This is a genomic window from Sphingopyxis sp., assembly GCF_035998905.1.
Lineage (GTDB): Bacteria > Pseudomonadota > Alphaproteobacteria > Sphingomonadales > Sphingomonadaceae > Sphingopyxis.
This window is the reverse complement of the sequence record NZ_DASYHG010000018.1, coordinates 191,022-217,598: the sequence shown is the minus strand read 5'-3', so window position 1 is coordinate 217,598 and position 26,577 is coordinate 191,022. Positions and strand designations below refer to the sequence as shown.

Below are 26,577 nucleotides of genomic sequence, written 5' to 3'. Positions count from 1 at the left end.
CTGCGCGCGCCTCCGGTCGGGCTACGCCCGCCCTCCGCCGCACGCAGCGCAAGGCCATCTTCAACAAACCAACATCATATCCGAAAAGGGGTCCCTCTTCGACGCCGATCGGGGGTCCCTTTTGAACGCCGTTTGACACGGACCAGTCATCGCGGGCAGTCCAGTCTTGGTGGCAACCTGGGTGTAGAAGGCGGTGGTGTTCAGCTTGGCGTGACCGAGCAACGCCTGGATGACGCGGATGTCGACGCCATCCTCGAGAAGATGGGTGGCGAAGCTATGGCGCAGCGTATGCGGTCCGACGCGCTTGTCGATATCCGCGGCCTCAGCGGCCTCGACGACGACGCGGTAAAGCTGGCGCGTGCTGATCGGAGCTGCGGCGCTCTGTCCGGGGAAAAGCCAGCCGTCGGGAACGAGGATGCCCTGTTGCCGTCCCGCGCGCCACCAGTCGCGGAGCAGCAGGAGCAGGCCTTCGGGCAGCATGGCGTTGCGGTACCGCCCGCCTTTGCCGTGCTCGATCCGCAGCAGCATCCGCTTGCTGTCGATATCGGTAACCTTCAGCGCCGATACCTCGGCGACGCGCAGCCCCGCGCCATAAGCGACCGACAGCGCGGCCTGGTGCTTGAGCGAGCGGGGCGCATCGAGCAGCCGCTTCACCTCGGCCATGGTCAGGACGACGGGGATCTTGCGCACCTGCCTGGTACGGACGAGCTTGCGCGCGAGGTCGGGGCGGTCGAGCGTGTGCGTAAAGAAGAACCTCAGCGCGCCAACGATGCTGTTCATGGTGGGCGCCGGGACGCCCGCCTGTTGCTGCTCGATCTGGAACTGCCGGACATCCTCGGCGGTCGCGGTGTGGGGCGAGCGCCCGAGCCAGGTCGCGAACCGTCCGACGTCGCGCAGATAATTACGCTGCGTCTCCGGCCCGAACCTCCGCATCGCCATGTCGTCGAGCAGGCGCTGGCGTAGCGGGCTGATCGGGCCAATCTGGATAAGCTCATTCATCGTTCGACTCCTCAGTTGAAGGAGTCGAAATGCTCTGCCTATGGCCGCGGACGTTCAATCACGTGCGGCACTCGCTGGACGGCTTTACCTCCAGGCCAGCGCCAATCCACGCAGTGGTTCGTGCATCGGCCATCAGTGGCAAAGCGTTCCCGAAAGCGAATATGTAAGTCGGTCATATGTTGAAAAGGGACGCGGTATGGACCGCGTCTCTTCATGCGTTGGCGCTGATGTGCGGTTCAGCCGTTGCAATGACCGATATTGGTGCTGCTGACCTGCATCTGCATTTCCATGTCCCCGCCGCCCATCGGCGACTTGCCCTTCGACGTCACGAGAACACCGGTCTTCTTGGCTTCGAGGGTGCCTGCGAGTACGAGTTCGACCTTCTGCTGGCCCTGCGTGCAGGTGCCGGCCACGTCGATCTTGCCATCGCCGATCTGGTTGTTGTTCCAGGTGCAGGCTTCGCCATAGCCCTTCGACAGCGCGCCCGCGACATCTTCCTTGTCAGCCTTTTCCTGCGTAAGGCACTGTTCGGTCCCCCTGCCGGCTGCAAGTTGCTTCGCCAACTGGTCCTTCACATTGTCGGGGACGCCGGGCATTCCAAACTTGACCAGCTTCACGTCGGCTTTCCAGTTGCCAGCTTCGCGCTTCACTGTCCCGGCCGGCTTTGTCGCCTTGTCTTCGCTCTTGCCACATCCGCCCAGTGCCAGCGCCGCGCTGATCGCGGCGACCGTCAGAAACTTCTTCATAGCTTCCATAATCTATCGATTGTTGTTCTTGGGCTCCTTGCGCGCTCGCAATTACCTCACGCCCCACTGCATCAGCGAAGACGAAACGGTTACTCTAGAGCGCGCCAAGGTTCGAAGGACGGTGGGGCCGCGAGCAGCGCGCCCAGGCTGGAAAGTCCTTCGTTAAGGTGCGGTGAGCGCTGATGCCGCTCGAAGGTTGCGGCGTCGCGCCACCGCTCCAGCAGCGAAAAGCGCCCCGTCTGTTTTGGATGTTCCATGAGCTGGTAGATCTCACACCCCTCTTCGGCGCGCGAAGCCTCGGCAACGCGCGCAAGAATATCGCGAACCTCTCCGTCTCGGCCTTCCTTGGCGACAATTTGGACCTGCATGATGACTGAATTGGAGTGCATGCGTCTTCCTTATATAAAACAAAATGGTTCCTTGATGGCATATTAAATGTATCATATATTGATCGCGTGTCTATGGGCAGGAGCGATAAAGATGATGTTGGCGAATGAGCAAGGGCGTCGGGTTGAACTTGCGCGCTTCGGATATACCGCCGGGGACGATGTGACCGGCGGGCCGCCTTCGGACGTGGAGTGGGCGATTCTGAAAAGGGATTTTGCCACGCTCGACCGGCAGCATGTTCCCGATCTTGCTGATATCGACGGCGAGGCGCGCGAACGGGTGAATGACTATGTTCTTAGCCGCCGGGCTCTCGATCGCCTCATGGACGCCTGCGATGCCGTGCATCGTGAGATACAGATTTCTGGGGCTGATCCAGTCCTTGTTGAAAATTATGCCGAGGCGCGCGATGCATATGAAGACGCTGTCGAGGCGTTCGGTGAGCTTCGCGCGCACATAGACGGGATACTGCCTGCTTGAGGATCGTGTTGCAGTCCCCCAGACTGCTGTTCTACGGGCTTCTTAGCCCTTGTGGAACATTTGATCATCGAAAGCTGAAGTATGGCGAGCCCAAAGTTCGAACAACGTGTCGACGCGCTTCGCAAGAGCGTCAAGATCAGCCCGAAAGCGTTGATTGGAACGATTTACGGCGACATGCTCGTTCCGCATGGGGGGACTGTCTGGCTCGCCAGCTTGGTCGGACTGGCCGACCGTTTCGGCGTGGCAGAATATCTGGCGAGAACCTCGGCCCTTCGGCTCGTGCATGACGGGTGGCTGCATCCCACACGTATCGGAAAGTTCAGCTTCTACTCGATGACCGAGGAACATGTTCTTAGGTTGAAGAAACATTATCCGCGCGTTTATGGGCCTCCGGTCCTCAGCTGGTCCGGGACTTGGTACATTCTCCTGGCAGGCGTATCAGGGCTCAATGCCAAGCAGCTCGGCAATCTCTGGTCGGAACTGCGCTGGAATGGTGTAGGGCGCCTGTCCAGCGACATTTTTATAAGTGCGGCCGAGAGCATAGAGGCGGTCGAATTTCTGTTCCAGGAGCTGGATCTGCGCGAACGCATCGAGGTGATGCGAGCCGAGTCCATACTTCCGAAGGACGAAAATCTGTTGCGGGGCATCGTCAAGAAAGCGTGGGATATCCCGCGTATCGCTGCGCTTTACGAACGTTTCCTCTCGCGCTTCCGTCCGTTCTGGCTCGACCTTGATCGCGGTTTTGTTCCCGATGGGGAAACCGCATTCATCCTCCGCACATTGCTGATTCACGAATATCGATCAGCGGTCCTGCAGGATCCGCGGCTGCCCAAAGATCTTCTGCCCGATCCTTGGGCGGGAATGAGTGCATTCACCTTGTGCAAAAGCATTTATCAAGCCTTGCTTCAACCGTCGGAAGCCTTCCTGCGGGATCATGTGCGATCGGCTGACGGGCCGATGGGGGATGCGGGCGATCTGCTCTACCAGCGTTTCGGGGGTCTATCCCCGATCGCCTAGGCCTGCGTGCGTGCAATCCAATCCGCCATCCGGCGGATTGCGGCAAGCGTGTCCGCCGGCGCGCTGATCATGGTATGATGACCGGCCCCGCCGATTTCCAAGAACGGGGTCCCGAAAGGCGCTTTCTTTCGCAATGCGTCGAGGACCGGTCCCCGTATGATTGCTGAATGTTCCCCGTGGATGATGCAAATCGGGCGGCGCGTCTCCACGATACGGGCCCTTGGATCATTGAGCTGGAGGCGATAGCCTATGCCAGGGTCATGAGCCCAGAAATAGCCGTTTTCGTCGTTGCGAAGCGAGGCCCTGGCAATATCGTCCACGATAAATGCGTTATGGCACGGCTCGAAAGGCATGAGCCGATAGCGGGCGAGTGCTGCAGATAGCGACGGGTAATATTGCCGCTCGCGTCGCATTTCGCCCGGTGGCTCGCCGGTCAGCGTATCCGGATCGCCGTCGATCAAGATGGCGCCGCTCGCCCAGCAATCCGGATCTGAAAGAAGAAGCATGGTAGGCGCAGTGCCGAAACTATGGGCGGCGATGACGGGCGGGCCTGCGTCCATGAGTCCGGCCGAGACAGCGACGCAGTGCAGTTCATTGGCATAGCCTGCCAGGGTGTAATGCGGTCGGTGACCCGAGTGGCCCATTCCCGAGAGTGAAAGGGCGGCCACACGATAATCTTGCGCCAGAGCGGGCCCCAGATGGGCCCACCAGAATGCGTTCGCCAGCCCCCCGTGGACAAGCAGGAGTCCCGGCGAGCCGCGTCGACCCCAAGTCAGAAACTGGATCGAGGTTCCGTCGACCTCAATCTCGTCGGGGGAGGGGCGGAGCGCCATCGCAGTCCGGTAGTCGGCAGGCGCCGATGGGCGCCTGCCTGCGAACCTTGCCAGCGGAAACCTCTCGTCCGCCGTCCGAGCTCTACCCATGCAGGGGTGACCGTGCCGAGCCGGGACCGGTGCTGCTGACTGCGAAACGGCGACGCTTGCCTGGCGCCATCATGCAGACGCCATATGTTGCTCAAGTTCGAGATCGTCCATCGCATAGCCGAAGCGCTGGTCGTAGTCGGGCTCGACCCCTTCAATGAACTCGAGGCCGACGTCGGCCAGTCGTTCGCGCACTAGATCGACATACTGTGCCATGCACTCCTCGGGCGTCATAATTTTAAGGCCCATGTCGTAATATTTTGCGAAATGGGCCGACTGGGCGTCGCCTTCGGAAGGTCGGCCGTACATGCCCATGCCCTGACGCAGGAATTTGGGTACGCGACGCTGCAGTCGTTCGCGCGCTTCCTCGCCTCCGAACTCGATGATCCGCTTAACTGCCCATGTGCCGAAACCCATGTGGCCCATTTCCTCGCGTTTGATGCGCTCCGAGACGCGCGCCCACGGGAGATAAGAGCATTTGCAGTACTGGCCGAGAAAGATTACCGCGCCCGGCGTGGCAACGCAGGACATCATTGCCACATCTTCCCAGCACTGGAACTGATCTTTCCAATATTCCCGGCGAAAACCGTTGATGATGTTGACCTTCTTCGGGTCCGGATTCTCGGGGTTGTCGCGCAGCTCTTCAAGGCGAGGTTTTACGTCGATCCCAAGATCTTCGAGAATGGTCCAGAGGTAGAAGGCGTGCCCATATTCCTCCATTGTCTTCTTGGAGAGGCGATACGCCTCCTCCGGCCGCGGCGCAAATTGCAGATTCTCGCCCACGCGCTGCGCACCGGCATATTCTGAATCAGCTTGAAACGTCAGGAGGTGAATGAGCGCCTTGCGATAGTCGGCGGGAAGCTCGTCGCCTTTGTCATACATTTGCATCGCATTTCTCCTCGGATTCGATTGGTATAATATACAACAATTATCACCAACGAAAAGAGAAAAAATGTTTTATATGTCTATTTGGCGGCATCAAGAAGCTCGACCCAAGTGGCGAGCTTCCCCGGCATGCATCCGTCCCCACGCTCAATCGCCTCGATCCGCTTCCATGTAGCCCAGTCGACAATGGGTGCTGACGACTGCTCAAGTCGAGCGATCAGCTGAGACGGGCTCTTTCCTGCCGTGAGATCCGGACTTGCCAGCGCGGCCTTTACGACCGCCTGCGCCTCTTGCCGGTTGGTGGGGATCGTACCGTTCGATCCCCGCCGGCACCACCCGACAGCATATACGCCGCGCGCGACACGGCCTGATCCGTCAGAGAGAATCCGACCGTCTTCGGTCCGAATGCCCGGCAGGTCTTGGCATTCATACCCGATCGCGGAAATAAGGGTGTCGGCTAAATGCTCCTCTTGCTGGTTCGTCGCTGAATTTTGGAGTTGCACAACTTGGCCGTGGTGTGAGCGACGCACAACCGCTGGCTGGCGTCCGAATAGAAGGTTGAGGCGACGATCTCCGCCGGTGCCCGTGCCCTTCAGTGAGCGCAGAAGGTCCAGCCTCTTTTCGATAAGAGTGTCGCCGGCATTGTCTGGAATGGTGCCTCCGATATGGACCGACAGCCCTGGGAGCGCGGCGAGCGCGGCGAGTTCCGTCGGCGTGAAGCTCGCATGCTCCGGACCGCGGCGAGCAACGAGGGACACCTCGTCGGGGAGGCAGTCGCGCAAGGCGGCGACAACGGCCGGAGGCATATCGGTGTGCGCAAGCTCGTCGCGCGGCTTCAGGAGTATCCGGGCAATGTCGATCGCTACATTGCCCATTCCGAAAATGGTGACGCGGCGCCCGATCACCGGGGTTTCGTCCGAATGGTCGGGGTGGCCATTGTACCACCCTGTGATGGCAGCGGAGCCATATATCTGCCCCGGTTCATCACCTTCTATGTCCATCCGCCTGTCGCGAGGGGCGCCGGTGGCCATGATGACAAGATCATATGCGGCCTGTAGCTCATCAAGGTCCGGATTGCGGCCGACCTCAACATTCCCCAAAAACCTGAGATTCGGGCGCGCCATCAGGCGGTCGAACTGGCGCGTGACCGCCTTCGTGCCCGGGTGATCGGGAGCTACGCCGAAACGGATGAGGCCAAAGGGGGTGGGGAGGCGTTCGTATATGTGGATCGTCGCTTCCGGATCTAAGCGAACGAGCGCGTCGGCCGCGTACAATCCCGAGGGGCCGCTTCCCACAACGGCAATTGACCGGGAAGTCATGTGATCGTCCGGCAGAAGTCGGCAAGCGCCGCGGCGAAAGCTTCCGGCTCGATCCAGGCCGCGAAATGTCCGCCTGAAGGGTGGTCCCTGCGATGAACTATGTTGTAGGCGCGTGCCGCCCAATCGTTCGGGGGAGGGGGGAAGAAGCCGTCCCCGAACACTGCCAGCCCGGTCGGAACCTCAACGCGTTCCCCTTCTGCGAGCGCGATGTCGGCGGCCTGGCGGTCGCTCCAGTATATCCAGTTGGCGCTCGGAAGTCGATTTCCGATCCAGTAGAGCGTCGCTGCTGTTAACATCTGATCTGGCGACAGCGAGGGAGGACTATGGCGCAAGCCGCCCGTCCAGCCGTGATATTTTTCCACGATCCATGCCGCAAGGGCAGCGGGGCTGTCCGACAGGCCAACCGCCAACGTGTTGGGCTTTGTGGCCTGCGTCTCGCGATATCCTCCATCGGCCGCCAGGCGTTGCTTGCTAAGGCCGAGCCAAGCCTTCTCGGCTTCGCTCAGCAATGCGTCTCTCTGGATATTTGGCTTCAGCCCGAGCATGGAGAGGTGAAGGCCACAGAGATGCCCTGGATAATCCAGCGCCAGCCAAGAACTAACAACGGCGCCCCAGTCACCGCCATGTGCTATAAAGAGGTCGAAGCCGAGGTGATCGACCATTAGGCGCTTCCACATCGCGCCCATGGTGCGATGATCGATCGGAGCCACCGGGATATCCGACAGCCCGAAGCCGGGGAGGTCGGCAACTATGAGCGTGCGCCCTTCGTGCGCTCGTCCGCCAAACCGCTCCGGATGGGCGAGGCGGTCCAGAACGCCTTCATATTCCAGGAAGCTCGAAGGCCAGCCCGCCGTCAACAAGATCGGGGCGGCCTCCGGATTGGACCCCGGCTCCACAACGATATGCACGCCGATGGAGCGCCCATGCCCATCCCCGATCGTCACGCGCCTGTGATCGCGTTCGTTCAACTGCTTCTCAATGTTGTCCCAGTCAAACTTCGTGGACCAATATTCCATGAGGCCGTCGAACCAATCAAGGTCGATGCCCATGCCCCATCCGCTGCCGGATACGCCTGGAGGGCGGCGATACTGGGCGACACGGCGGCGCAGTTCTCTAATCTGTTCGCGATCGAAGGCGATCCGCATCGACGTGCCGGCATCAAGCATTATCGGCTTCTCCTGATTGCCGTGGTCAACGATGCCGGAACTGCGGCGAGCGTTTTTCCGCAAATGCTGCCATCGCCTCTTTCTGATCATCGAGAGCGAAAGCTGCATGCAACATCCGTCTTTCGAAGCGCAGGCCTTCGGCGAGCGTGCCTTCAAATCCTCTGGAGACCGATTCCTTGATCAGCATAACGATCGGCAGCGAAAATCCGGCAATCCTCTGCGCCATCGCCATCGCGGCAGTCAGAGCTTCGCCGGGAGGGACCAACGTGGTAACAATCCCGATGCGTTCCGCCTCAAACGCGCCGATTATGCGCCCCGTCAGGCAAAGTTCCATCGCCTTGCCCTTCCCCACCAGCCGCGCCAGGCGCTGCGTGCCGCCGCCACCGGGAATGGTGCCCACCTGGACTTCGGGCTGACCAAACCGCGCCGTTTCGTCGGCGACGATAATGTCGCACGACAACGCGATCTCGCATCCGCCGCCAACAGCAATCCCAGCCACTGCCGCAATCACCGGCTTGCGGCATTTCGGAATCGGCTCCCAGTCTTTTGTAACAAAGTCTTCGAGATAGGCGTCGGCGAAGCTGAGATTGCGCATCTCCTTGATGTCGGCGCCCGCGGAAAACACCTTGTCGCTTCCCGTAACCACGATCGCCCCGACATTCTCGTCTGCCTCGAACGTGTCGAGCGCTTCGCCCAACTGACGCATCAGGGAACCGTTCATCGCGTTTCTGGCCTCGGGACGGTCGAACGTTACGACCCCCACGCGTCCCGTGATCTCTGTCCTGATAAGGTTCATGCCTGTGTGCCCTTCGATGCGCCACCGAACATCGGCCGGCGCTTTTCACGGAAAGCAGCAAGGCCTTCCGCATAGTCTTCGGTATTCGCCAATTCTCCCTGAAGGCGCGCCTCGGCGGCCAGAACCCCGTGGAGGTCGGAGGCGAGAGCTGTTCGCAGCAAGGCCTTCTGCCCGGCAAATGCGGTCGCGGGCCCCGTCGCGATGCGGTGCGCAAGCGCTCGAGTCGAACTGGCGAGAACATCATCCGCGACGGCCTTGTTGACGAGGCCGAACCGTTCGGCTTCCTGTCCATCGACTGACCGGGCTGTGTAAATCAGTTCCAAGGTCCTGGCGCTACCGATCAGGCGGGGCAGGAAAAAATGCCCCCCCGAATCCAGCGCTGCGCCGAGATTTGCGAAGGGCGAGGCGAAGCTTGCGCTCGTCCCCGCATAGACAATGTCGCAAGCTAGGCAGAGACCAAGTCCGATGCCCATGGCGACACCATTAACAGCCGCAATCGTAGGCTTCTCGCAAGCGTAGAGAGCCTCTATCATGGGATTGACCGTCGAATTCAGTAACACTTCGGCGTCCTCGTTGGCGCCTGCGTCCGCGAGATCTCGACCAGCACAGAAAGCCCGGCCTTCCGCCTCGATAAGGACGCAACGTACCAAAGGGTTCGTTCGGATCGCGACGAAAATCGAATGCAGTTCGGCGATCATTTCGCCAGTAAGGGCGTTCATTTTGGACGGGCGCGAGAGCCGGACCGTCATCACGCCGGCGTCGATGGCGGATTTGATCATAATATCGGTCATATGGAGTACATCTCCTCGACAAGTGAGCTGAAATTGGACGTCACGACAGCCCGTTTCACCTTCAGTGTTGGCGTGAGTTCATCGAAATCCTGGCTCAAGGCACGCGGGAGAACGCGGAAGGTCTTGACTTGCTCGACGTGCGAGAGGCCGCTGTTTGCGACGTCCACTTCGGCCTTCAATAATGCCTGGACCCTGCTGTCGCGCGCAAGCAGCGCGATATCAGGCGAGAGCTGTACGGCGTTCGCGACGGCGATCTCATCGATTTGAAGCAGGGCGGAAACAAATTTCCTACCATCGCCGATCGCTATGGCATCGAGCAAGAGAGGCGATGCGCGCAAGCGCGATTCGATCTCCGCCGGCGAGATATTCTTACCCCCCGACGTAATGAAGATCTCCTTGATGCGCCCCACAATGCTGAGATGTCCGCTCTCGTCGAACCGGCCGATGTCACCGGTCAGGAACCAGCCATCTTCGAAAGCTGCCGCGGTTGCCTCGGGTTTGCCCCAATAGCGGGAAAATACCCCGCGGCCGCGGACAGCGATCTCGCCGGAGGGGCGGAGCATTACGTCGGTGAAATCGCAGACCTTGCCGACGGTCGATCCGCGAATTGAGCTTGGAAGGTTAGAAGCGATGACACCGCTTTCGCTCATGCCGTACATTTCGAGCATCGGGATGCCGAGCGCGAGAAACCATCGCAGCAGGTCGGGTGCGAAGGCCGCACCGCCGCTGGTCAGCATCTGCACGCGCTCGAGGCCGAGAGCTGCGCGTGCCGCACCCAAGGGTTCGGCGTCCTGCCGTGTTCGATCGCGCAACAGGAGAGGGGCTTCTCGTCCGGCCAAGATCTCGTCAGCAATAAGCATTCCTCGGTCAAGCGCGGCGGCAAGGTGCGGGATTGACTTGTCGAGATCCGAAGCTTGGAATGCTTCGTGGAATTTCTCAAAAATGCGCGGGACGCCGAGAATGAACTGCGGACGTATTTCCGTTACGGCGCTGCCGAAATTGGCGGGGGTATCGACCATGTAGGAGACACCGTCTCCATGCATCGCGAAGAATGTGAAATAGCGTTCGGCAATGTGGCACAATGGGAGATAGGAGGGGCGGCTCCATCCCGGCTCCGGGTGATAGAGCCGCGCCGAATGCTCGACCTGCCATGCTATGGCGCCGTGCGTGACCAGTGCGCCCTTGGGCTGTCCGGTCGTTCCCGATGTATAAACGAGGATGGCGCCATCGTCTGCTTGAACCTGCGACCGGGCATCGCCAAATCTCCCTTGATCGCTGTCGCAATTGAGGATCCATGAATCCAGCGTCGTCACGGCTGGGTGGTCGTCGAGCGGCACGAAGCCAAATGCTACGATGGCCTTCAAATTGGGACAGCGTTCCAGGACGGCTAGACCCTTGGCGAGTTGTGCTTCGCTATCGACGAACAGGATGCGCGCGCCGCAGTCCCCGGCGATATAGGCCAAGCGGTCGGGCGGCTCAGTTGGGTAGACGCCGGCGCTTATCATTCCGATCGACATCATGCCTGCGTCGATCGCAAGCCAGTCGGCGCCGGTCGCGCCCAGAATGCAACCACGGTCGCCGCGAGCCAAGCCGCTGGCAAGGAGCGCGGACCCGATGCTTTCGATCCGCTGACCGAAGGCTCTCCAGCTGATTGGCTGCCAACCGGTGTTTTTCCGTTCCTGGAGCACGGGGGCGTCACCGCGATCCGCGATCATACCCCACAGCATCGCCGACCACGTTGGATCGGACGAACTATCTCCGATCGCCGAGCTCACAGGGCTTCGATCCAATGTTCGAGCCAAGCCAGCGCGTCCTCGTCGGCGAAGGGTTGCGTTGACGCGTCGATCTCACAGCGCTCGCCAATTCGCGAGCCGCCAAGGTCGCCGAATATCCCGTCGATAATCCTGCCAGCTCCGCAGAAGCTGTTATGATAAGTCATATCCCCAAGCGCTACCACGCCGTAACGCAGGTCCGTGAGGTTCGGTCGCTGGGTTTGCAGGGCTTCGTATACGGGCAGAAAGCTGTCGGGAACCTCGCCTTCGCCATGGGTAGCGATAACCAAGAGCAGGACGTCGGTGTCGGCAAAGCCTATATCCGGTATTCGTCCTTCCTCGACGATTTCGACAACATGGCTGCCCAAGGCATCGAGCCGGTCCTTGATCGCCTCGGCCACATGGATGGCGGTGCCGGACTGCGAGGCCGGCAGAATGGTAAGTCTGGTGATTTGGGTCATGCCGTTGATTTGCTGGCTTTCGAGTTTGATTGTGCTGTGGAACGTCATGCACGCAGCCTTTTCTTGTCCACTTTTCCAATGGGCGTGCGCGGGAGGTCGACAACGCACTCAAGAATTCGTGGCATTTCGAGTGGAGAAAGCCTTTTTCCTGCAAATTGCTGCAGTTCTTCGAGAGTGAGCGTCATTCCCGGATTGAGAATGGCAACCGCCTTGACGGTTTCGCCGCGATATGGATCCGGTTTACCCACGACGGCCACCTCTGCAATCGCCGGATGCGCTTGTACGACCCTTTCCACGCGGGCCGGATAAACATTGAAACCGCTGGCGATGATCATGTCCTTGAGCCTGTCGACTATGAAGACATGGCCCTTGTCGATGTAACCGCAGTCTCCCGTGGCGAAGCTGCGGCTTATCGGTTCAATCACTGGAAGTGAGCCTTGCCAATACCCCTCCATCACGTTCGGCCCGGTCACGACAATTTCGCCCGTTTCTCCCGGCTGAAGCGGTGCGCCGTCAGGACCGATGATCTCAATGGAGCAGTCGGCGATTGGTTGTCCTATTGATCCTGGTGGAACGGCACGGGTGCCGGCAGTGAACACAGCTGCCGAAGCGGTTTCCGAGCAACCATAGCCTTGATGGAGACGAACGCCCGTCACGGCCTCGAAAGCCGTCTTATCGTTCGCCGCCAGGGGCGCGCCACCGCACAGCGCATAAGTGAGTCCGCTCCAGTCTCCCTTTTTGGCCGCCCTACTTTTGGCGATTGCCGCAAAAATTGTGGGGACTGCAAAGATCGTGGTGATCTCTTGGTCCAGAATGAACTCGGTCGTCTTTTCGGCGTCGAATCGCTCCGGAATCACGATCTCGGCTGCGAGTGCCGTGGCAAGTGCGAGCGTCAGCGTTGTCCCGATCACGTGCGAGAAGGGGCCGAGCGCGATGAATTTTTCTCTTGCCTCGCGAAAGTCGCGCATGCCCTCGCATATCTGGGCAACGCAGATCGAGATGTTGCGGTGTGACAGCATTGCACCTTTCGGCAATCCTGTCGTCCCGCCCGTATATTGCAGCGCCGCGAGCGACGGGTCGGGCGCCGACGCAATCGTGACGTCGAAACCCTGCCGCTGAAGGAGGCGGGCTGTCGCATCAACAACAAGCAAATTGGTGCCTGATTGCTCCGTAAGAGTGCGGGCTCGCACCGGCAGGTCGCCGAGGTCGCTTGTCACCAATATTGCTGGTCTTGCGTCGTCAACCAACTGGGCAAGCATTTCGTCGCTATAGATATGATTGAGCCCGACCAGAATGAAGTCCTGCCGCCAGCAGGCAAAGGCAATAATTGCAAAAGCGATGGAGTTCGGCATCAACACAGCCACGCGATCGCCGCGGGAAATCCCGAGTTGAGCGAGACGCGATGCCATCGCGGCAACGGCGGCGACACCTTCGCTGTAAGACAGGATAGTCTCTCCCTCACTCAGCCAAGGTCTTGCACCATGGCTGCCGGCCGCGCGGTCGAGCAGGTCATGCAGGGGCGTCGCTTCCAGTTCCAGCCGAGGGCCTTCGAGGCGGCTACCGATCTGCCTGCCGCTGCTCATTGCGCTCCGCATTTTACGCAACTTCAAAGAGCGCAGCGGCGCCCTGTCCACCGCCGATGCACATCGAGACGACGACGTGACGGACATTCCTGCGCTTGCCCTCCAGCAGAGCATGACCAGCCATTCGGGCACCCGACATGCCATAGGGATGGCCCACTGCTATGGCGCCGCCATTGACGTTGTAACGTTCGGGATCAATCTCCAGGCGGTCGCGGCAATAGAGCGCCTGGACCGCGAACGCCTCGTTGAGCTCCCACAACCCAATATCGTCGATTCCTAGGCCGTGCTTTTCGAGAAGGCGCGGGATTGCAAACACAGGACCGATTCCCATTTCGTCGGGTTCGCAGCCGACAACGCACATTCCGCGATAGAAACCCAGTGGTTCCAGCCCCGCGCGGATTGCTACTCCGGCTTCCATCAGAACTGACGCCGAAGCGCCGTCTGACAACTGCGACGCGTTGCCCGCCGTTATCGAGCCGTTCTCACCGGTCACCGGATCGAGGCGAGCAAGGCTTTCGATCGTGGTTTCGGCGCGAACGCCCTCGTCGACGGTCAGTTCCACTCCGACATCTTGGCTGCCGTCGGAGGTATGAACGACTTTTCGGACCTTTACAGGCACGATCTCGGCGTCAAACCGGCCAGCCTGCTGCGCGAGTGCGGTCCGACGATGGCTTTCGAACGCGTAGGTGTCTTGGGCTTCGCGGCTGACGTTATAGCGATCCGCCACGATTTGCGCGGTTTCGAGCATCGTGAGGTATAGCGCCGGCATCTTCTCCGCGAGCCGGGGATCGCGGTAGCGATGCATGTTCATATGTTCATTCTGGACGAGGCTGATCGATTCCGCGCCGCCGGCGACAACAATGTCCATCCCATCAGACTGGATCTGTTTCGCCGCGGTCGCGATCGCCATCAAGCCCGACGAGCAAGCGCGATCGATCGTCATTCCGCCCGTTGTAACGGGTAGTCCTGCTGCCATCGCTGCGAAGCGACCAAGCGTGCTCGCTTGGCATCCCTGCAGCTGCGCAGCACCGAGCACAACATCTTCCACCCTTGCCGGATCGATGCCGGCGCGTTCGACCGCGGCCGCTATCGCGATCCCTGCCATGCTGGGCGTCTCAAAGTCATTGAACGCGCCCCGATATGCTTTGCCTATTGGCGTTCTCGCGGTCGAAACGATTGCGGCTTCGCGCATGATTCTTCCCCCTTTTGGTGAAGCGTTAAGCTCCGAATCGACCTAAATATACAACAAAATTTGTGTATGAGAACAAAAAAATGTTGTATATAGAAAATCTGAAAATGGGGAGAATCGTAGCATGACGAATTGTTTGGGGGCAGCTGAGATCCGTGCCTTGGAGCATCTGAAGTCGGCGAAAGCGCAGGCCGCCGAGAGCTGGTCTGTCGAGGGGGCAGTACGGATTAGGGAGGCGGCCGTCGTCGGCGCCGGGACCATGGGCCGAGGTATTGCACTCTCCATCGCTAGTGCCGGGATTGGAGTGACGCTCGTCGATACAAATGCTGAAGCACTCAAAGCGGCCCGCGACGCCATCGAGGCCGACGTGGAAAGGGCCGTGGCGCGCGGTCGGCTGTCACGGTCCGCGGGGGAGGTCGCGATCGAGAAGATTTACTGGGCAGATGATATTTCAGCTATTCCGGACGTAGGCATAATAATCGAGGCGGTGTTCGAGAGACTGGAACTGAAGCAAGAGATAATCGCCGCGCTGGACCGCCGATTTGCCGGTCGCACCATTCTCGCTACAAACACGTCAACGCTCGACATTGACACGATTGCTGCTGCGTCGAACCACCCTGATCGCGTCGTCGGGCTGCACTTCTTCAGCCCAGCAAACGTAATGCCGTTGATTGAAATCGTGAAAGGATCGGCCACCGGCAGTGATGTCATCGCGACATCAGTGAGGCTGGCTATGGCGCTCTCGAAATCCGGTATCGTCGTCGGCAACTGTTATGGATTTGCTGGCAATCGAATGGTGGAAGGCATGGGGCGGGAAGCCAACCGCCTTCTGCTCGAAGGAACGGGCGTGGAGGAAATCGATTCCGCGCTACGCGCTTTTGGCATGGCGATGGGGCCGCTGGAAGTGGCAGATTTGGTCGGTATTGATGTGCCCTATCAGGCGCGGAGGGCCAATTCTCAGGCGTTGCCCGGCGATACCGCTTATTACAGGATGGCCGATCGCCTCTTCGAGTTGGGCAGGTTTGGCCGCAAAACGGGCCGGGGCTACTATTTGCACAGGCCTACCTCGGGAGGAGGGGCGGACCCTGATATCGCAAGGCTCGCTCAAATTGAGCGGGAACGGCTAAGGGTGACTCCTCGCATCGCTGCTGCCACCGAGATTGTTGATCGATGCGTCCTGCCTCTAGTGAATGAAGGCGCGCGCATTTTGGAGGAGGGTATCGCTGAACGGGCGTCCGATCTCGACCTGATTTTCACGTTGGGTTACGGCTTTCCCGCCACGTTGGGCGGGCCGATGCATTATGCTGACAGTGTTGGTGTCGCGCAAATATTGTCGCGTATTGAGCGATATCGGCGTGCCGGCGGAGACTATTGGGAGCCCGCACCATTGCTGCGCCGGCTTGCGGCAAACGGACAAGGGTTCGGTGATTTCGACCAGGATCGCCGCAAAGGCAAGGGAGGCACCGCATGAAGATTCCTCCGATGTTCGACCTTGCTGGGCGAACAGCTATCGTTACCGGCTCATCGCGCGGTATCGGCCGGGCCATCGCAACGGCCTTTGCCGATCATGGGGCGAAAGTCATCATTTCCAGTCGGAAGCAGGAAGCATGTGACGAGGTGGCCGACGAGATCAATGCTGTGCACGCCGATGCTGCCATGGCCGTCGCTGCGAATATTTCCTCGCGCGACGACCTCGAGGCGCTGGTGGCGCGCACGCAATCCGCCCATGGAAAAATCGACATCTTGGTATGCAATGCTGCGACGAATCCTTTTTACGGCCCAATGTCAGAAATCCCCGACGTGCAGTTCCGCAAGGTTCTGGAGAACAATATCCTGTCGACGCACTGGCTGTGCCAGATGGTCGCGCCAGGGATGGTGAGCAGGCGCGAAGGGGCTATTATCATTGTCTCGTCGATTGGTGGCATGTCCGCAACGACGAAGGCTGGCGCCTACAATGTCTCAAAGGCCGCTGACATCCAGCTCGCGCGAAATCTTTCGGCCGAGTTGGGGCCGTCCGGTGTCACAGCCAACTGCATCGCCCCTGGCCTAGTCAGGACCGATTTCGCGCGCGCGCTGTGGGAAAATCCTGCAACTCTGGCGCGTCTCGAGCAGGCGGCGACGCTCCGCAGAATTGCCGAACCGGAGGAAATAGCCGGGGCCGCGGTCTTTCTTGCTGCGCGTGCTGGTCGTTTTGTTACCGGGCAAACCATCGTTGTCGACGGTGGCGCAACAATTGCGGGATTCGACTGAAACCCTCGTCCGTGATTCGGCCTACGGTGCCGCAATTGAAACGATAAATCCAGTTATCACGAAGCAAAGGGTATTATATGGATCATTGAGGCTCTTTAAGCGTCGTTCCGAACTTACGACGCTGAGATAATATTTATTGTAAATCAGTATGTTAATTTGAACCATCCGGTCTCAATTAAGCCGGCTTCCGGTGCGGATTTTATAAAACAAATATTACGTGCAATGCGACAAAATTGTTGTATATTGATCCAATCGAAGCCGGGATTCGTCGGCTCATTTTTGGGGAGGATTGCATGCAGGGATTGTTCTCGACGGCCGCTCGTTGCGGTTTGCTGGTGTTCTTGCTCGCTGGGCCGACGGCGGCTTCCGCGCAGGATGTGGGCGAAGAGAATCCGTCGGCGGATGCGGTGCAGTCCGCGCAAGCCGAAGGAGAATTCGACGACCGGGCGGAATCGTCTTCTGGCGGTTTCGATGATATCGTCGTTACGGCGCGGCGGAGAGCCGAGAACCTGCGTGACGTCCCTATCTCTATCGTTGCGGTTTCTGGCGACATCGTCGCCGATCGGAATATTGTTCAGCAGCAGGATCTGGCGGTCTATATCCCGAACTTTCGCCAGAACAATGGGTCGGTCAGCGTCTTTCGTTTCATCCGCGGCGCGGGTTCGGGTTCCAATCGTTCCTTCGATCAGGCCGTGGGCAGCTTCTTTGACGGCGTCTATGCTGGTCGTGGAGAGCTCGCCCGACTGCCGTTTTACGATCTCGAACGCGTCGAGGTGCTGCGCGGCCCGCAGGTCATTTTGTTCGGAAACAGCACGACTGCCGGTGCTGTCAACGTAACGACAAAGAAGCCGGGGTCGACTTTCGGTGTTGAGGCGTCCGGGGCATATGAATTCGAAAACCAGGAACTTTTGCTTCAGGGCGCGGTAAACGTCCCGGTGACCGATCGCTTTGCGATCAGGGTCGCAGGTCTCAGCCAAACGCTCGACCGTGGCGATATGCACACGATCACGCCGACGGGTACCCGCCGTGATACTCGCTATAGCAACCAGTCGATCAGGGTGACGGCGCAGATCGAACCGGTCAACGACGTGACGCTCACCCTGAAATATGAGAAGAACTGGCTGAACGTTTACGGCAGCACGCTTCAGGCCATATCGAATGCGTTGAACAACCCCGCGATCACCGAGACGAAGTTTGACCGCGTGCGCTTTGTTGCAAATCCGGCGCCGTTCGGCTTCCGTAACAATGACGGCGTTCCAGAAGATTTCACCCGGTTGAACCCGGAAGTATTTTACGCCAACGCCGACATATCATTGGGGGATCTGTCGCTTACCTCGACAACCGCATGGCTGGGATATGACTTCGCGCAATCCACCGACGGAGACCTGACACAGCGTGCAATCTTCAACTTTGCTCAGGAAGAGCGGTATCGGCAATTCAGCCAGGAACTGCGAGCATCTGTCGATGTCGGTGCGATCGATATTCAGGTCGGAGGCTATTATCAGAACGATCATGTGTTCGCGGCAGCATATACGGACACGAACTTGGCGGCGAATGGGCTCCCGGTCCCGGCATTCGCGCGCCGCAACGAAATCGACCAGCACAACGACACCTGGTCGGTCTTTGCCGATACGACGCTTCGTCTTAGTCCTCGTTTCCGTATCGGCATCGGCGCCCGGTATCTCGAGACTAAACGTACAGTCGATCAGATTTACAGGGCCGCGAACGTAGGAACCTGGGAGTTCAATCCCGCAGCGGAGAATTTGTTTGTCGCTCCGCTTCGCTCGAACCTGTTCCAATTTGCTTTCGGCGCACCGCACGAATTCCGGGACGTCCGCATCTCCGAGAAGCATTTCATGCCGCAGGCGCTCGTCCAATATGACGTCACCGACGACATCATGATGTTCGCGAAGGTCGTGAAGGGTGCGAAGTCGGGAGGCTATGACTGGCTTTACGCCGGGACGGTTGCCGAAGGCGGAATATTCCGGCCGGAAAAAGCCGTGTCGTACGAGATCGGCCTGAAAGCACTCCTGTTTGATCGGACGGTCAGTCTTGATCTGGCTGCCTATCGGACCGACTTTACCAACCTTCAAGTGAGCATTTTTAACGGATCAACGAACTTCGTCGTCGGCAATGCCGCTGAATCCCGTAGCCAAGGTGTCGAGTTGGAGGCAAGTTGGCGCATCACGCCGAACCTCACACTGTCGACGGTTGCAGCTTACCTCGACTCCAAATATCTGAGCTTTCCCGGGGCCGGCTGCTATTTCGAGCAGCGCGCCACCACCCCGGCAGGGCAGGTTTGCGTTCAGGACCTGTCCGGCGCGGAGACGCCTTATAGTTCGAAATGGTCGGGCTCGGCTGGCCTCGAATACGTACAGCCGGTCGGAAGCTTGGAGGTAATCGCACGTGTTGACGCGAACTTCCGCTCGACGTTCAATCCATCGCTGAACAATGATCCCTTGGTTCAGCAGAAGGGCTTCACTCTTCTCGATGCACGCTTGGCGATCAGTCCGGAAACAGGCCCTTGGACTCTCGCTCTCTTCGGCAAGAACCTGACAAACAAGCTCTATACCGACCAGACGAGTGACACGCCCATCATGACGGGATCACGCTTTGCTACGATCAATCGCGGCCGTCAGATCGGCGTCCAGGTCGGCTTCAAGTTCTAGGGGAAAACGGGGCAGGGCGCGCCCTGCCCCGCGGTAGGGAGCTTGCGGGCGTGACTGATATAGACCTCCGCCAGTTCGCGGATTGGCTGCGGCTGCAGGATTACGGTTTCGGTGAGCTTGTATCTGTCCGCAGGTTCGAAGGTGGCCAGTCGAATCCGACCTATCTGTTAGAGGCGGAAGCCGGGACTTTTGTTCTCCGTCGGAAGCCATTCGGTACGACCTTGCCGTCGGCGCACGCCGTCGAGCGTGAATTCGAACTGCTTTCAAAGCTTCACCCTGCCGGATTCCCAGTGGCACGGCCAATTGCGCTCTGTGAAGATCCTGCTGCAATTGGCGCGCCCTTCTATGTCATGGAGCATGTCGATGGACGAACGTTTTGGGACGCGCGCCTACCCGGCGTTCCGAAAGCGGAGCGCTCGAATATCCACTTCGCCATGTTGTCGGCGCTTGCTCGGCTGCACAAGCTACCGGTGGAGATGCTGCGGCCCGACGCGACCACCAAGGGGCGGAACTATTTGTCCCGCCAGATTTCGCGCTGGATAACGCAGTATCGGGCGGCACAGTCTGAAGAGATTGGCGCTATCGAGAAGCTGATCGAGTGGCTTCCGCAACACATGCCGGCGCAGCAACATATTGCAATTGTCCATGGCGATTATCGTATCGATAACGTCATATTTGACCGGCATCGCGCCGAAGTCGCAGTGGTGATCGACTGGGAACTCGCGACGCTGGGAGACCCTCTTGCCGATCTCTCCTATTTGCTGATGAACTGGCATTTGCCCGCCGATGGACAGGCGGCGCTGGGGAACCTCGATTTGGCGGCGCTGGGTCTGCCGACCGCTGATGAGCTTTTGGCACGATATGCTGTCGAAAGCGGAATCGATGTACCTGATAGTCTCGACTGGTACTTCGCCTTCAACCTGTTTCGCGGCGCAGCTATCATCCAGGGAATTCGGCAAAGACTTCAGCAGGGCAATGCGTCGTCCAAGGAGGCCGCTCAAGTTGTTGATCGGTTGCGACCGATGGCCGAAGCGGGTTGGTCGTTCGCCTTGCGCGCCGGAGCCTGACAATCGTGCAAACCCCTCGGCGAAACGGCCGTGGCAGATGGAGTTCAAGATGCAAAGAGACATATTCGGACCCGAGCATGACGCTTATCGCGTTCAGGTGCGGCGCTTCGTAGAGAAAGAGATCGAGCCCAATTGCCTCGAATGGGACCAAGCAGGGCAGGTCCCGCGCGAGCTGTGGCTGAAAGCCGGCACGGCCGGGCTATTATGCCCTGGCATCTCTGCGGAACATGGTGGCGGAGGCGGTGATCGGATGCATAGCGCCATCGTGATGGAGGAGGTCGCCGGAGCCGGCTACTTTGGGCCGGGCTTTGGCCTCCATTCGGATATCGTGGCACCTTATCTTGAAGCGTATGGAACGGCGGAACAAAAGGCGCAATTTCTGCCCGCGATGGCGAGCGGGGCCGTTATTGGAGCGATCGCGATGACGGAGCCGGGAGGCGGATCCGATCTCAAGGCGCTGACGACCCGCGCCGAATGCCGAGGCGATTCGTTTGTTCTCAGAGGCCAAAAGACATTCATAACGAACGGCGTGATGGCCGATCTCATTCTGGTCGCTGCGAAAACGGAGGCGGATGCAGGCGCGCACGGCATTTCCCTTTTCCTTGTGGAAGGCAATTCCGCCGGCCTTTCTCGTGGAAAGCCTCTGCGCAAGCTAGGAATGCATGCCCAAGATACTGCAGAACTCTTCTTCGATGAAGTCGTGGTTGGACGAGAAATGCTTCTGGGCACCCTTCATGGCGGATTTCAGCTCATGATGAAGGAGCTTGCATGGGAGCGATTGCAAATTGCGATCATGGGAGCCGCGCTTCTCGAAAACGCGTTACAGTGGACGATCGATTTCGCATCCGCTCGTTCCGCGTTCGGGCAACGCTTGATCGATTTCCAGAACAGCCGCTTCAAGCTAGCCGAGGCCAAGACGCAAATTCTCGTGGCCCGCGTCTTCGTGGACAAATGCATCTCGCTTGCCAATGAGGGCATTCTAGATTCCGCCACCTCGGCTGCCGCCAAGTTGTGGGTTAGTGAAATCCAGTCAAAAATCCTTGACGAACTGCTACAGCTGCACGGCGGTTACGGTTATATGTGGGACTATCCGATCTGTCGCGCCTTCGCCGACACCCGAGTCCATCGCATCTTTGGGGGGCCAAACGAAGTCATGAAGGAAATAATTGCGCGTTCCCTCCGCTAGCCGGGTGCGTTCAGTGAGGGACCCCTTTTTCGGATGATGTTGGTTAGTCGCGCAGCGCAGGATAGATTTTTGAAGGTGCCGAAGGTGGCGGTCAGCGGCGGTTTTTCAAGCGCCAGCTGTCGTTGCCCGTCTCGATGATATCGCAGTGTTGGGTAACGCGGTCGAGCAGTGGCGTAGTCATCTTGGGATTAGCCCGGCCCGTTCTGCAATCCCTCACACCTCGGACAGCCTCGGTATGAGACCGTCAACCGCGATCTTCGCGTCGCCGTAGAACATCCGTGTGTTCTCCTTGTAGAAGAGCGGATTTTCAATTCCCGAATAGCCGGTGCCCTGTCCCCGCTTCGAGACGAAAACCTGCTTGGCCTTCCAGACCTCCAGAACGGGCATCCCTGCGATCGGGGAGCCGGGATCGTCCTGCGCGGCAGGGTTGACGATATCATTGGAGCCGATCACGATGACGACGTCGGTCTCCCGGAAATCCTCGTTGATCTCGTCCATCTCGAGAACGATGTCATAGGGCACTTTTGCCTCTGCAAGCAGGACGTTCATGTGGCCGGGAAGCCTGCCCGCCACCGGATGGATTGCGAAACGCACCGTCTTGCCTGCTGCGCGCAACTTGCGGGTGAGCTCCGATACCGATTGCTGCGCCTGTGCGACGGCCATGCCGTAGCCGGGGACGATGATCACGCTCTCGGCGTCGTTGAGCGCGGCCGCGACGCCATCGGCATCGATCGCTATCTGTTCGCCCTCGATCGCTTGAGCTTCGGTTGCGACCGTTCCAAATCCGCCCAGGATGACCGAAACGAACGACCGGTTCATCGCCTTGCACATGATGTAGCTGAGGATGGCGCCAGAGGCACCGACGAGCGCGCCGGTGACGATGAGCAGGTCGTTGCCGAGCGTGAAGCCGATCGAGGCCGCTGCCCAGCCCGAATAGCTGTTGAGCATCGAGACGACCACCGGCATGTCGGCGCCGCCGATCCCCATGACCAGGTGAAAGCCGATGAACAGAGACAGCGCGGTCATGATACCGAGAACCGCAAGTTCGCGGCCCTCGACGCCAACGCCGCCGACATAAAGAATGAGGAGCACCACCGAGAGCAGCGCCGCGACGGCGTTAAGTGCGTGGCCACCGGGTAGCTTCCGCGCCTTGCCGTCCAGCTTTCCGGCGAGTTTGGCGAAAGCCACGATCGAACCCGTGAAGGTGACGGCGCCGATGAAGATACCGAGAAAAAGCTCGGCTTTGAGGATGCCGATCTCGACCGCGCTTTTGTGCGCGAGGATCGCTGCGAAGCCGGTGAGTGCCTCGCGTTCCGTCGCACCCAGAATCCGCACGGCTTCTTGCTCGAGATGCGCGTTGAAGCCGATGAGGATCGCCGCCAAGCCGACGAACGAGTGCAGGGCCGCCACGAGCTGCGGCATTTCGGTCATCTGGACGCGTTTCGCGACAATCCAGCCGAGGAGCGCCGCCACCGCGACGAGCCCGGCCACGAGCGGGAGATTGCCGGCGTCGCGTCCGCCGAGCGTCGCACCGATCGCAAGCGCCATGCCGGCGATCCCGTACCAGACGGCGCGCTTGGCGCTCTCTTGGCCGGACAGGCCGCCCAGCGAGAGGATGAAGAGGATGGCGGCGACAAGATAGGCCGCCGAGACGATGCCGTTTGCAAGCATTGCTGGATTCCCTTCAGCTGCGCTGGAACATGGCGAGCATCCGCCGGGTCACGAGGAAGCCGCCGACGATGTTGACCGAGGCAACGAGGACCGCGACAGCCGAGAGCAGGGTCACCAGAGCGGAGGACGATCCAATCTGGAGCAATGCCCCCAGGACCACGATGCCCGAAATTGCATTGGTAACGGCCATCAGCGGGGTGTGCAGCGAGTGGCTGACATTCCAGATCACCTGGAAACCGACAAAACAGGCGAGGGCAAAGACGATGAGGTGGCCCATGAAACTAGGCGGCGCGACCGCGCCGAGAAGAAGGATGCCCAGGCCCGCCGCGGCAAGCAGGCCGACCTGATTGCGCGTCTGGGAGCGGAACCGGCTCGTCTCGAGCATGCGGCGCTCTTCGGCTGTGAGTTCGGGAATTTTTTCGCGCGGCTTCTGCGCCGCGATGGCCGCCACCTTGGGCGGCGGAGGCGGGAAGGTCACCGCCCGGGCGTGTGCCACCGTCGCGCCGCGGATGACGTCATCCTCCAAGGTCGACCTCGAGCCCCTTTGCAATCGTGGCGCCGATGCCGGCGTCGAAATAGCTTTCGCGTTCGGCGCGGACGGGATCCGCGAGCATCCGGCGCTCTTGGGGGCGACGCGGTTGCGTGGGGGCTGATGGTCGCTGCCGCCATCAACATTCCGATCGGGGCGGCAAGCGGCGGCTTGGCGCTACTGAGCCCTGCGGTGCTCGCTCTCGGGTTTGTCGTCGCAATCCTTTCCAGCGCGCTGCCATATTCTCTGGAGATGGAAGCGATGCGCCGGTTGCCAGCACATGTTTTCGGGATTCTGCTAAGCGCCGCCCCAGCCGTTGCGGCCCTCGCCGGTTATTTTGTGCTCGGCGAAGTTCTGACGCCGCTCCAGTGGCTTGCCATTCTCCTCATCATGACGGCGTCGGCTGGTTGCGCCATGCCTTCCGCTAAGCGCCAATAGGGAAGGCGAAGCCGGATCTGGCTCCATTGATGTCGCGTTTCGTCGGCTAACTCCGGTGAGCCTGCGCGTGAGAATTCGAACTCCAGCCACCTTACGGCACCCGTAGGCATCCCGAGAGCCCCATGTTCCCGGCTGAGGATGCGAGCGATCTTGGTGGACATGAACCCGTGCGGCAAATTCGCGCCCGGGGCGGAGTCCGACCATGCAGCCCACCAAATTTCTTGTCGGCCAGATCGCCGTTGTCTTTCTCATCGTCATATGTGGCATATGGGCCGCGACGCAGTGGTGCGCCGCAATGCTCGGCTACCAGCCCGAACTCGGCGCGCCGTGGTTCATCATCCTCGATATTCCGGTCTATCGCCCCTGGTCGATCTTCCCTTGGTGGTATCATTTCGACGCCTATGCGCCCGAGATATTCGACAAGGCCGGGACGCTCGCCGCCGCCAGCGGTTTCCTTGGCTGCGCGGCCGCGATCTTCGGGGCGCTGTGGCGTGCGCGCCAGCAAAGGCATGTAACCACCTATGGTTCGGCGCGCTGGGCCGCGCCGCAGGAGATCCGGCGTGCGGGACTCGACGCCGACAAGGGCGTCTTTCTAGGCCGTCATGCGAGCGCCTACCTCCGCCACGCAGGGCCCGAGCATGTCATGGCGTTCGCGCCGACGCGATCAGGCAAAGGCGTCGGCCTCGTCGTCCCCACCTTGCTCAGCTGGACGGGCTCGGCGGTCGTTCACGACATCAAGGGCGAGAACTGGCAGATCACCGCCGGTTGGCGCGCGCGCTTCTCGCACGTCCTGCGCTTCGACCCGACCGATGCGCGCTCGGCCCGTTATAATCCGCTGATGGAGGTTCGCCGCGGCGCGAACGAAGTCCGCGACGTCCAGAATATTGCCGATATCCTCGTCGATCCCGAAGGCGCGCTCGAACGCCGGAACCATTGGGAGAAGACGTCGCACTCGCTGCTGGTCGGCGCGATCCTGCATATCCTCTACGCCGAGGAGGAGAAGACGCTGGCGCGGGTCGCCTCCTTCCTCTCCGACCCGCAGCGTCCGTTCGTTGCGACGCTCCGGCGGATGATGACCACCAACCATCTGGGCACGAAGGACGCGCCGCTCGTTCACCCGGTCATCGCGTCGGCCGCGCGCGAACTGCTCAATAAAAGCGAGAATGAGCGGTCGGGGGTGCTATCGACCGCGATGTCGTTCCTCGGCCTCTATCGCGATCCGACGGTGGCCAAGGTCACGTCGCGGTGCGACTGGCGGATTGCCGACCTCGTCGAGGGCGACAGTCCGGTGTCGCTCTACCTTGTCATTCCGCCGTCGGACATCTCGCGCACCAAGCCGCTCGTTCGCCTGATCCTGAACCAGATCGGCCGCCGCCTCACCGAGAAGCTCGACGAGCGCGGATCGCGCGTGCGGCGTCACGAACTTCTCCTGATGCTCGACGAATTTCCGGCGCTCGGGCGGCTCGACTTTTTCGAGACTGCGCTCGCGTTCATGGCGGGATACGGCATCCGCGCCTTCCTGATCGCGCAGTCGCTCAACCAGATCGAGCGCGCCTATGGCGAGCATAATTCGATCCTCGACAATTGCCATGTCCGCGTCGCCTTCGCGACCAACGACGAGCGCACGGCGAAGCGCATATCCGACGCGCTCGGCACCGCGACCGAGCAGCGCGCGATGCGCAACTATGCCGGACACCGCCTCGCGCCCTGGCTCGCGCATGTCATGGTCAGCCGGCAGGAAACCGCGCGCCCGCTCCTGACACCGGGCGAGGTCATGCAGCTTCCCGCCGACGACGAGCTCGTGCTCGTGTCGGGGCTGGCGCCGATCCGCGCGAAGAAGCTGCGCTATTATGAGGACGCCAATTTTCGCAGCCGCCTGCTCCCGCCGCCGGGGTCGCAGGGAACGGGCGAGGGCGAGACAGTCGACTGCCCCAAGCCGCGCCCGAACGACTGGGGAAGTTTTGCACGGCGGCCCGACGCGCGGCTCGCGGACGCAAGCGATGGCGCGAACGACGGAACGGGTGATGGCGGCCGCGAGCAGGAGCGCCACCCCGGCATCGCCGAAGAGATCGCGCTCGCCCCGGAGGAGCCGAAACAGCTCGTCCTGATCGCCGCCGAGCAGGACGATCATGATCTTGCCGCCGAGCGCAAGGCGATGGAGCGCGCGCAGGGTGCCGCTCCGCAGGGGCTGAGCGACGTCGCGCGCGGTCATGGCCTCAACGAAACGAGCGGGCACGACCTGCTGCCGGGGCTCTGAAC

Annotated in this window: 23 protein-coding genes and 2 pseudogenes; 9 read left to right on the top strand and 16 right to left on the bottom strand. The window is 60.3% G+C overall.

What is annotated here, in order from left to right; genetic code table 11:
• Positions 1-60 precede the first annotated feature (60 nt).
• The 3 genes from VGN62_RS09815 to VGN62_RS09805 form a co-directional block, all read right to left on the bottom strand.
• The gene (locus VGN62_RS09815) at positions 61-999 is read right to left on the bottom strand and encodes a tyrosine-type recombinase/integrase (RefSeq protein ID WP_327453227.1); all 939 of its coding nucleotides are present in this window, start codon (positions 997-999) and stop codon (positions 61-63) included.
• Positions 1,000-1,235: 236 nt separating this feature from the next.
• Positions 1,236-1,745 (bottom strand): DUF3617 domain-containing protein, encoded by a 510-nt coding sequence (locus VGN62_RS09810; RefSeq protein ID WP_327453225.1) that lies wholly within the window; start codon positions 1,743-1,745, stop codon positions 1,236-1,238.
• 89 nt (positions 1,746-1,834) lie between these two features.
• Positions 1,835-2,134 (bottom strand): putative quinol monooxygenase, encoded by a 300-nt coding sequence (locus tag VGN62_RS09805; RefSeq protein ID WP_327453223.1) that lies wholly within the window; start codon positions 2,132-2,134, stop codon positions 1,835-1,837.
• A gap of 91 nt (positions 2,135-2,225) precedes the next feature.
• On the opposite strand from VGN62_RS09805, the gene VGN62_RS09800 reads away from it, so the two are divergent.
• Both VGN62_RS09800 and VGN62_RS09795 read left to right on the top strand, forming a co-directional pair.
• Positions 2,226-2,609 (top strand): hypothetical protein, encoded by a 384-nt coding sequence (locus VGN62_RS09800; RefSeq protein WP_327453221.1) that lies wholly within the window; start codon positions 2,226-2,228, stop codon positions 2,607-2,609.
• Positions 2,610-2,690: 81 nt separating this feature from the next.
• Positions 2,691-3,626: a PaaX family transcriptional regulator C-terminal domain-containing protein gene (locus VGN62_RS09795; RefSeq protein WP_327453219.1), complete on the top strand. Its 936-nt coding sequence runs from the start codon at positions 2,691-2,693 to the stop codon at positions 3,624-3,626.
• On the opposite strand, the gene VGN62_RS09790 is transcribed toward VGN62_RS09795, so the two are convergent.
• From VGN62_RS09790 to VGN62_RS09745, 10 genes are all read right to left on the bottom strand, one after another.
• On the bottom strand, positions 3,623-4,459 hold the full coding sequence (locus VGN62_RS09790; protein ID WP_327453217.1) for an alpha/beta hydrolase: 837 nt from the start codon (positions 4,457-4,459) through the stop codon (positions 3,623-3,625). The genes VGN62_RS09795 and VGN62_RS09790 overlap by 4 nt on opposite strands.
• Positions 4,460-4,618: 159 nt before the next feature.
• Complete coding sequence (locus VGN62_RS09785) at positions 4,619-5,434, bottom strand: Phenylacetic acid catabolic protein (protein WP_327453215.1); 816 nt, start codon at positions 5,432-5,434, stop codon at positions 4,619-4,621.
• Positions 5,435-5,511: 77 nt separating this feature from the next.
• Positions 5,512-6,750 carry an FAD-dependent oxidoreductase gene (locus VGN62_RS09780; protein WP_327453213.1) on the bottom strand — a complete coding sequence of 413 codons (1,239 nt, stop codon included), beginning with the start codon at positions 6,748-6,750 and terminating at the stop codon, positions 5,512-5,514.
• Positions 6,747-8,024: an epoxide hydrolase family protein gene (locus VGN62_RS09775; protein WP_327453211.1), complete on the bottom strand. Its 1,278-nt coding sequence runs from the start codon at positions 8,022-8,024 to the stop codon at positions 6,747-6,749. Before VGN62_RS09775 ends, VGN62_RS09780 begins: the two co-directional genes overlap by 4 nt.
• Entirely contained in the window at positions 7,942-8,712 is a 771-nt protein-coding gene (locus tag VGN62_RS09770; RefSeq protein ID WP_327453209.1) for an enoyl-CoA hydratase-related protein, read from the bottom strand. The genes VGN62_RS09775 and VGN62_RS09770 overlap by 83 nt, the downstream gene beginning before the upstream one ends.
• Positions 8,709-9,503, bottom strand: coding sequence for an enoyl-CoA hydratase/isomerase family protein (locus VGN62_RS09765; protein ID WP_327453207.1), 795 nt, complete (start codon positions 9,501-9,503; stop codon positions 8,709-8,711). The genes VGN62_RS09770 and VGN62_RS09765 overlap by 4 nt, the downstream gene beginning before the upstream one ends.
• A complete protein-coding gene (locus VGN62_RS09760; RefSeq protein ID WP_327453205.1) occupies positions 9,500-11,230 on the bottom strand; it encodes a long-chain fatty acid--CoA ligase in 1,731 nt (576 codons plus the stop codon). Before VGN62_RS09760 ends, VGN62_RS09765 begins: the two co-directional genes overlap by 4 nt.
• Before the next feature lie 44 nt (positions 11,231-11,274).
• The gene (locus tag VGN62_RS09755; RefSeq protein WP_327453203.1) at positions 11,275-11,784 is read right to left on the bottom strand and encodes a flavodoxin domain-containing protein; all 510 of its coding nucleotides are present in this window, start codon (positions 11,782-11,784) and stop codon (positions 11,275-11,277) included.
• Positions 11,781-13,319, bottom strand: a complete 1,539-nt coding sequence (locus tag VGN62_RS09750; RefSeq protein ID WP_327453201.1) for a class I adenylate-forming enzyme family protein — start codon at positions 13,317-13,319, stop codon at positions 11,781-11,783. Before VGN62_RS09750 ends, VGN62_RS09755 begins: the two co-directional genes overlap by 4 nt.
• A 13-nt stretch (positions 13,320-13,332) precedes the next feature.
• On the bottom strand, positions 13,333-14,511 hold the full coding sequence (locus VGN62_RS09745; RefSeq protein ID WP_327453199.1) for an acetyl-CoA C-acyltransferase: 1,179 nt from the start codon (positions 14,509-14,511) through the stop codon (positions 13,333-13,335).
• Positions 14,512-14,632: 121 nt separating this feature from the next.
• Between VGN62_RS09745 and VGN62_RS09740 the strand changes: the two genes are divergently transcribed.
• The 5 genes from VGN62_RS09740 to VGN62_RS09720 all read left to right on the top strand — a co-directional run bounded on the left by VGN62_RS09740 (position 14,633) and on the right by VGN62_RS09720 (position 21,680).
• Positions 14,633-15,979 (top strand): 3-hydroxyacyl-CoA dehydrogenase, encoded by a 1,347-nt coding sequence (locus VGN62_RS09740; RefSeq protein ID WP_327453197.1) that lies wholly within the window; start codon positions 14,633-14,635, stop codon positions 15,977-15,979.
• The gene (locus VGN62_RS09735) at positions 15,976-16,758 is read left to right on the top strand and encodes an SDR family oxidoreductase (RefSeq protein ID WP_327453195.1); all 783 of its coding nucleotides are present in this window, start codon (positions 15,976-15,978) and stop codon (positions 16,756-16,758) included. Before VGN62_RS09740 ends, VGN62_RS09735 begins: the two co-directional genes overlap by 4 nt.
• 293 nt (positions 16,759-17,051) lie before the next feature.
• The gene (locus VGN62_RS09730) at positions 17,052-19,427 is read left to right on the top strand and encodes a TonB-dependent receptor (RefSeq protein WP_327453193.1); all 2,376 of its coding nucleotides are present in this window, start codon (positions 17,052-17,054) and stop codon (positions 19,425-19,427) included.
• A 50-nt stretch (positions 19,428-19,477) separates the two neighbouring features.
• Positions 19,478-20,494 (top strand): phosphotransferase family protein, encoded by a 1,017-nt coding sequence (locus VGN62_RS09725; RefSeq protein WP_327453191.1) that lies wholly within the window; start codon positions 19,478-19,480, stop codon positions 20,492-20,494.
• Between the two features lie 37 nt (positions 20,495-20,531).
• Positions 20,532-21,680, top strand: a complete 1,149-nt coding sequence (locus VGN62_RS09720) for an acyl-CoA dehydrogenase family protein (protein ID WP_327453189.1) — start codon at positions 20,532-20,534, stop codon at positions 21,678-21,680.
• 91 nt (positions 21,681-21,771) lie between these two features.
• Here VGN62_RS09720 and VGN62_RS09715 read toward each other — a convergent pair.
• The 3 genes and pseudogenes from VGN62_RS09715 to VGN62_RS21335 form a co-directional block, all read right to left on the bottom strand.
• Positions 21,772-21,864, bottom strand: a pseudogene (locus VGN62_RS09715) (ATP-binding protein); the annotation flags it as partial.
• A 29-nt stretch (positions 21,865-21,893) separates the two neighbouring features.
• A complete protein-coding gene (locus tag VGN62_RS09710; RefSeq protein WP_327453187.1) occupies positions 21,894-23,351 on the bottom strand; it encodes an NAD(P)(+) transhydrogenase (Re/Si-specific) subunit beta in 1,458 nt (485 codons plus the stop codon).
• 13 nt (positions 23,352-23,364) lie between these two features.
• Positions 23,365-23,847 carry a proton-translocating transhydrogenase family protein gene (locus VGN62_RS21335; protein WP_349256065.1) on the bottom strand — a complete coding sequence of 161 codons (483 nt, stop codon included), beginning with the start codon at positions 23,845-23,847 and terminating at the stop codon, positions 23,365-23,367.
• 150 nt (positions 23,848-23,997) lie between these two features.
• Between VGN62_RS21335 and VGN62_RS09700 the strand changes: the two are divergent.
• Both VGN62_RS09700 and VGN62_RS09695 read left to right on the top strand, forming a co-directional pair.
• Positions 23,998-24,318: pseudogene (locus tag VGN62_RS09700) on the top strand (EamA family transporter); the annotation flags it as partial.
• A gap of 202 nt (positions 24,319-24,520) precedes the next feature.
• Positions 24,521-26,575, top strand: coding sequence for a conjugal transfer protein TraG (locus VGN62_RS09695; protein WP_327453185.1), 2,055 nt, complete (start codon positions 24,521-24,523; stop codon positions 26,573-26,575).
• Positions 26,576-26,577 lie beyond the last annotated feature (2 nt).

Bases quoted from the DNA above. Each gene is read 5' to 3' on its own strand.
- VGN62_RS09815 (WP_327453227.1), bottom strand. From the start codon at position 999: ATGAATGAGCTTATCCAGATTGGCCCGATCAGCCCGCTACGCCAGCGC.
- VGN62_RS09810 (WP_327453225.1), bottom strand. From the start codon at position 1,745: ATGAAGAAGTTTCTGACGGTCGCCGCGATCAGCGCGGCGCTGGCACTG.
- VGN62_RS09805 (WP_327453223.1), bottom strand. From the start codon at position 2,134: ATGCACTCCAATTCAGTCATCATGCAGGTCCAAATTGTCGCCAAGGAA.
- VGN62_RS09800 (WP_327453221.1), top strand. From the start codon at position 2,226: ATGATGTTGGCGAATGAGCAAGGGCGTCGGGTTGAACTTGCGCGCTTC.
- VGN62_RS09795 (WP_327453219.1), top strand. From the start codon at position 2,691: ATGGCGAGCCCAAAGTTCGAACAACGTGTCGACGCGCTTCGCAAGAGC.
- VGN62_RS09790 (WP_327453217.1), bottom strand. From the start codon at position 4,459: ATGGCGCTCCGCCCCTCCCCCGACGAGATTGAGGTCGACGGAACCTCG.
- VGN62_RS09785 (WP_327453215.1), bottom strand. From the start codon at position 5,434: ATGCAAATGTATGACAAAGGCGACGAGCTTCCCGCCGACTATCGCAAG.
- VGN62_RS09780 (WP_327453213.1), bottom strand. From the start codon at position 6,750: ATGACTTCCCGGTCAATTGCCGTTGTGGGAAGCGGCCCCTCGGGATTG.
- VGN62_RS09775 (WP_327453211.1), bottom strand. From the start codon at position 8,024: ATGCAGCTTTCGCTCTCGATGATCAGAAAGAGGCGATGGCAGCATTTG.
- VGN62_RS09770 (WP_327453209.1), bottom strand. From the start codon at position 8,712: ATGAACCTTATCAGGACAGAGATCACGGGACGCGTGGGGGTCGTAACG.
- VGN62_RS09765 (WP_327453207.1), bottom strand. From the start codon at position 9,503: ATGACCGATATTATGATCAAATCCGCCATCGACGCCGGCGTGATGACG.
- VGN62_RS09760 (WP_327453205.1), bottom strand. From the start codon at position 11,230: ATGCTGTGGGGTATGATCGCGGATCGCGGTGACGCCCCCGTGCTCCAG.
- VGN62_RS09755 (WP_327453203.1), bottom strand. From the start codon at position 11,784: ATGACGTTCCACAGCACAATCAAACTCGAAAGCCAGCAAATCAACGGC.
- VGN62_RS09750 (WP_327453201.1), bottom strand. From the start codon at position 13,319: ATGAGCAGCGGCAGGCAGATCGGTAGCCGCCTCGAAGGCCCTCGGCTG.
- VGN62_RS09745 (WP_327453199.1), bottom strand. From the start codon at position 14,511: ATGCGCGAAGCCGCAATCGTTTCGACCGCGAGAACGCCAATAGGCAAA.
- VGN62_RS09740 (WP_327453197.1), top strand. From the start codon at position 14,633: ATGACGAATTGTTTGGGGGCAGCTGAGATCCGTGCCTTGGAGCATCTG.
- VGN62_RS09735 (WP_327453195.1), top strand. From the start codon at position 15,976: ATGAAGATTCCTCCGATGTTCGACCTTGCTGGGCGAACAGCTATCGTT.
- VGN62_RS09730 (WP_327453193.1), top strand. From the start codon at position 17,052: ATGCAGGGATTGTTCTCGACGGCCGCTCGTTGCGGTTTGCTGGTGTTC.
- VGN62_RS09720 (WP_327453189.1), top strand. From the start codon at position 20,532: ATGGAGTTCAAGATGCAAAGAGACATATTCGGACCCGAGCATGACGCT.
- VGN62_RS09710 (WP_327453187.1), bottom strand. From the start codon at position 23,351: ATGCTTGCAAACGGCATCGTCTCGGCGGCCTATCTTGTCGCCGCCATC.
- VGN62_RS09695 (WP_327453185.1), top strand. From the start codon at position 24,521: ATGCAGCCCACCAAATTTCTTGTCGGCCAGATCGCCGTTGTCTTTCTC.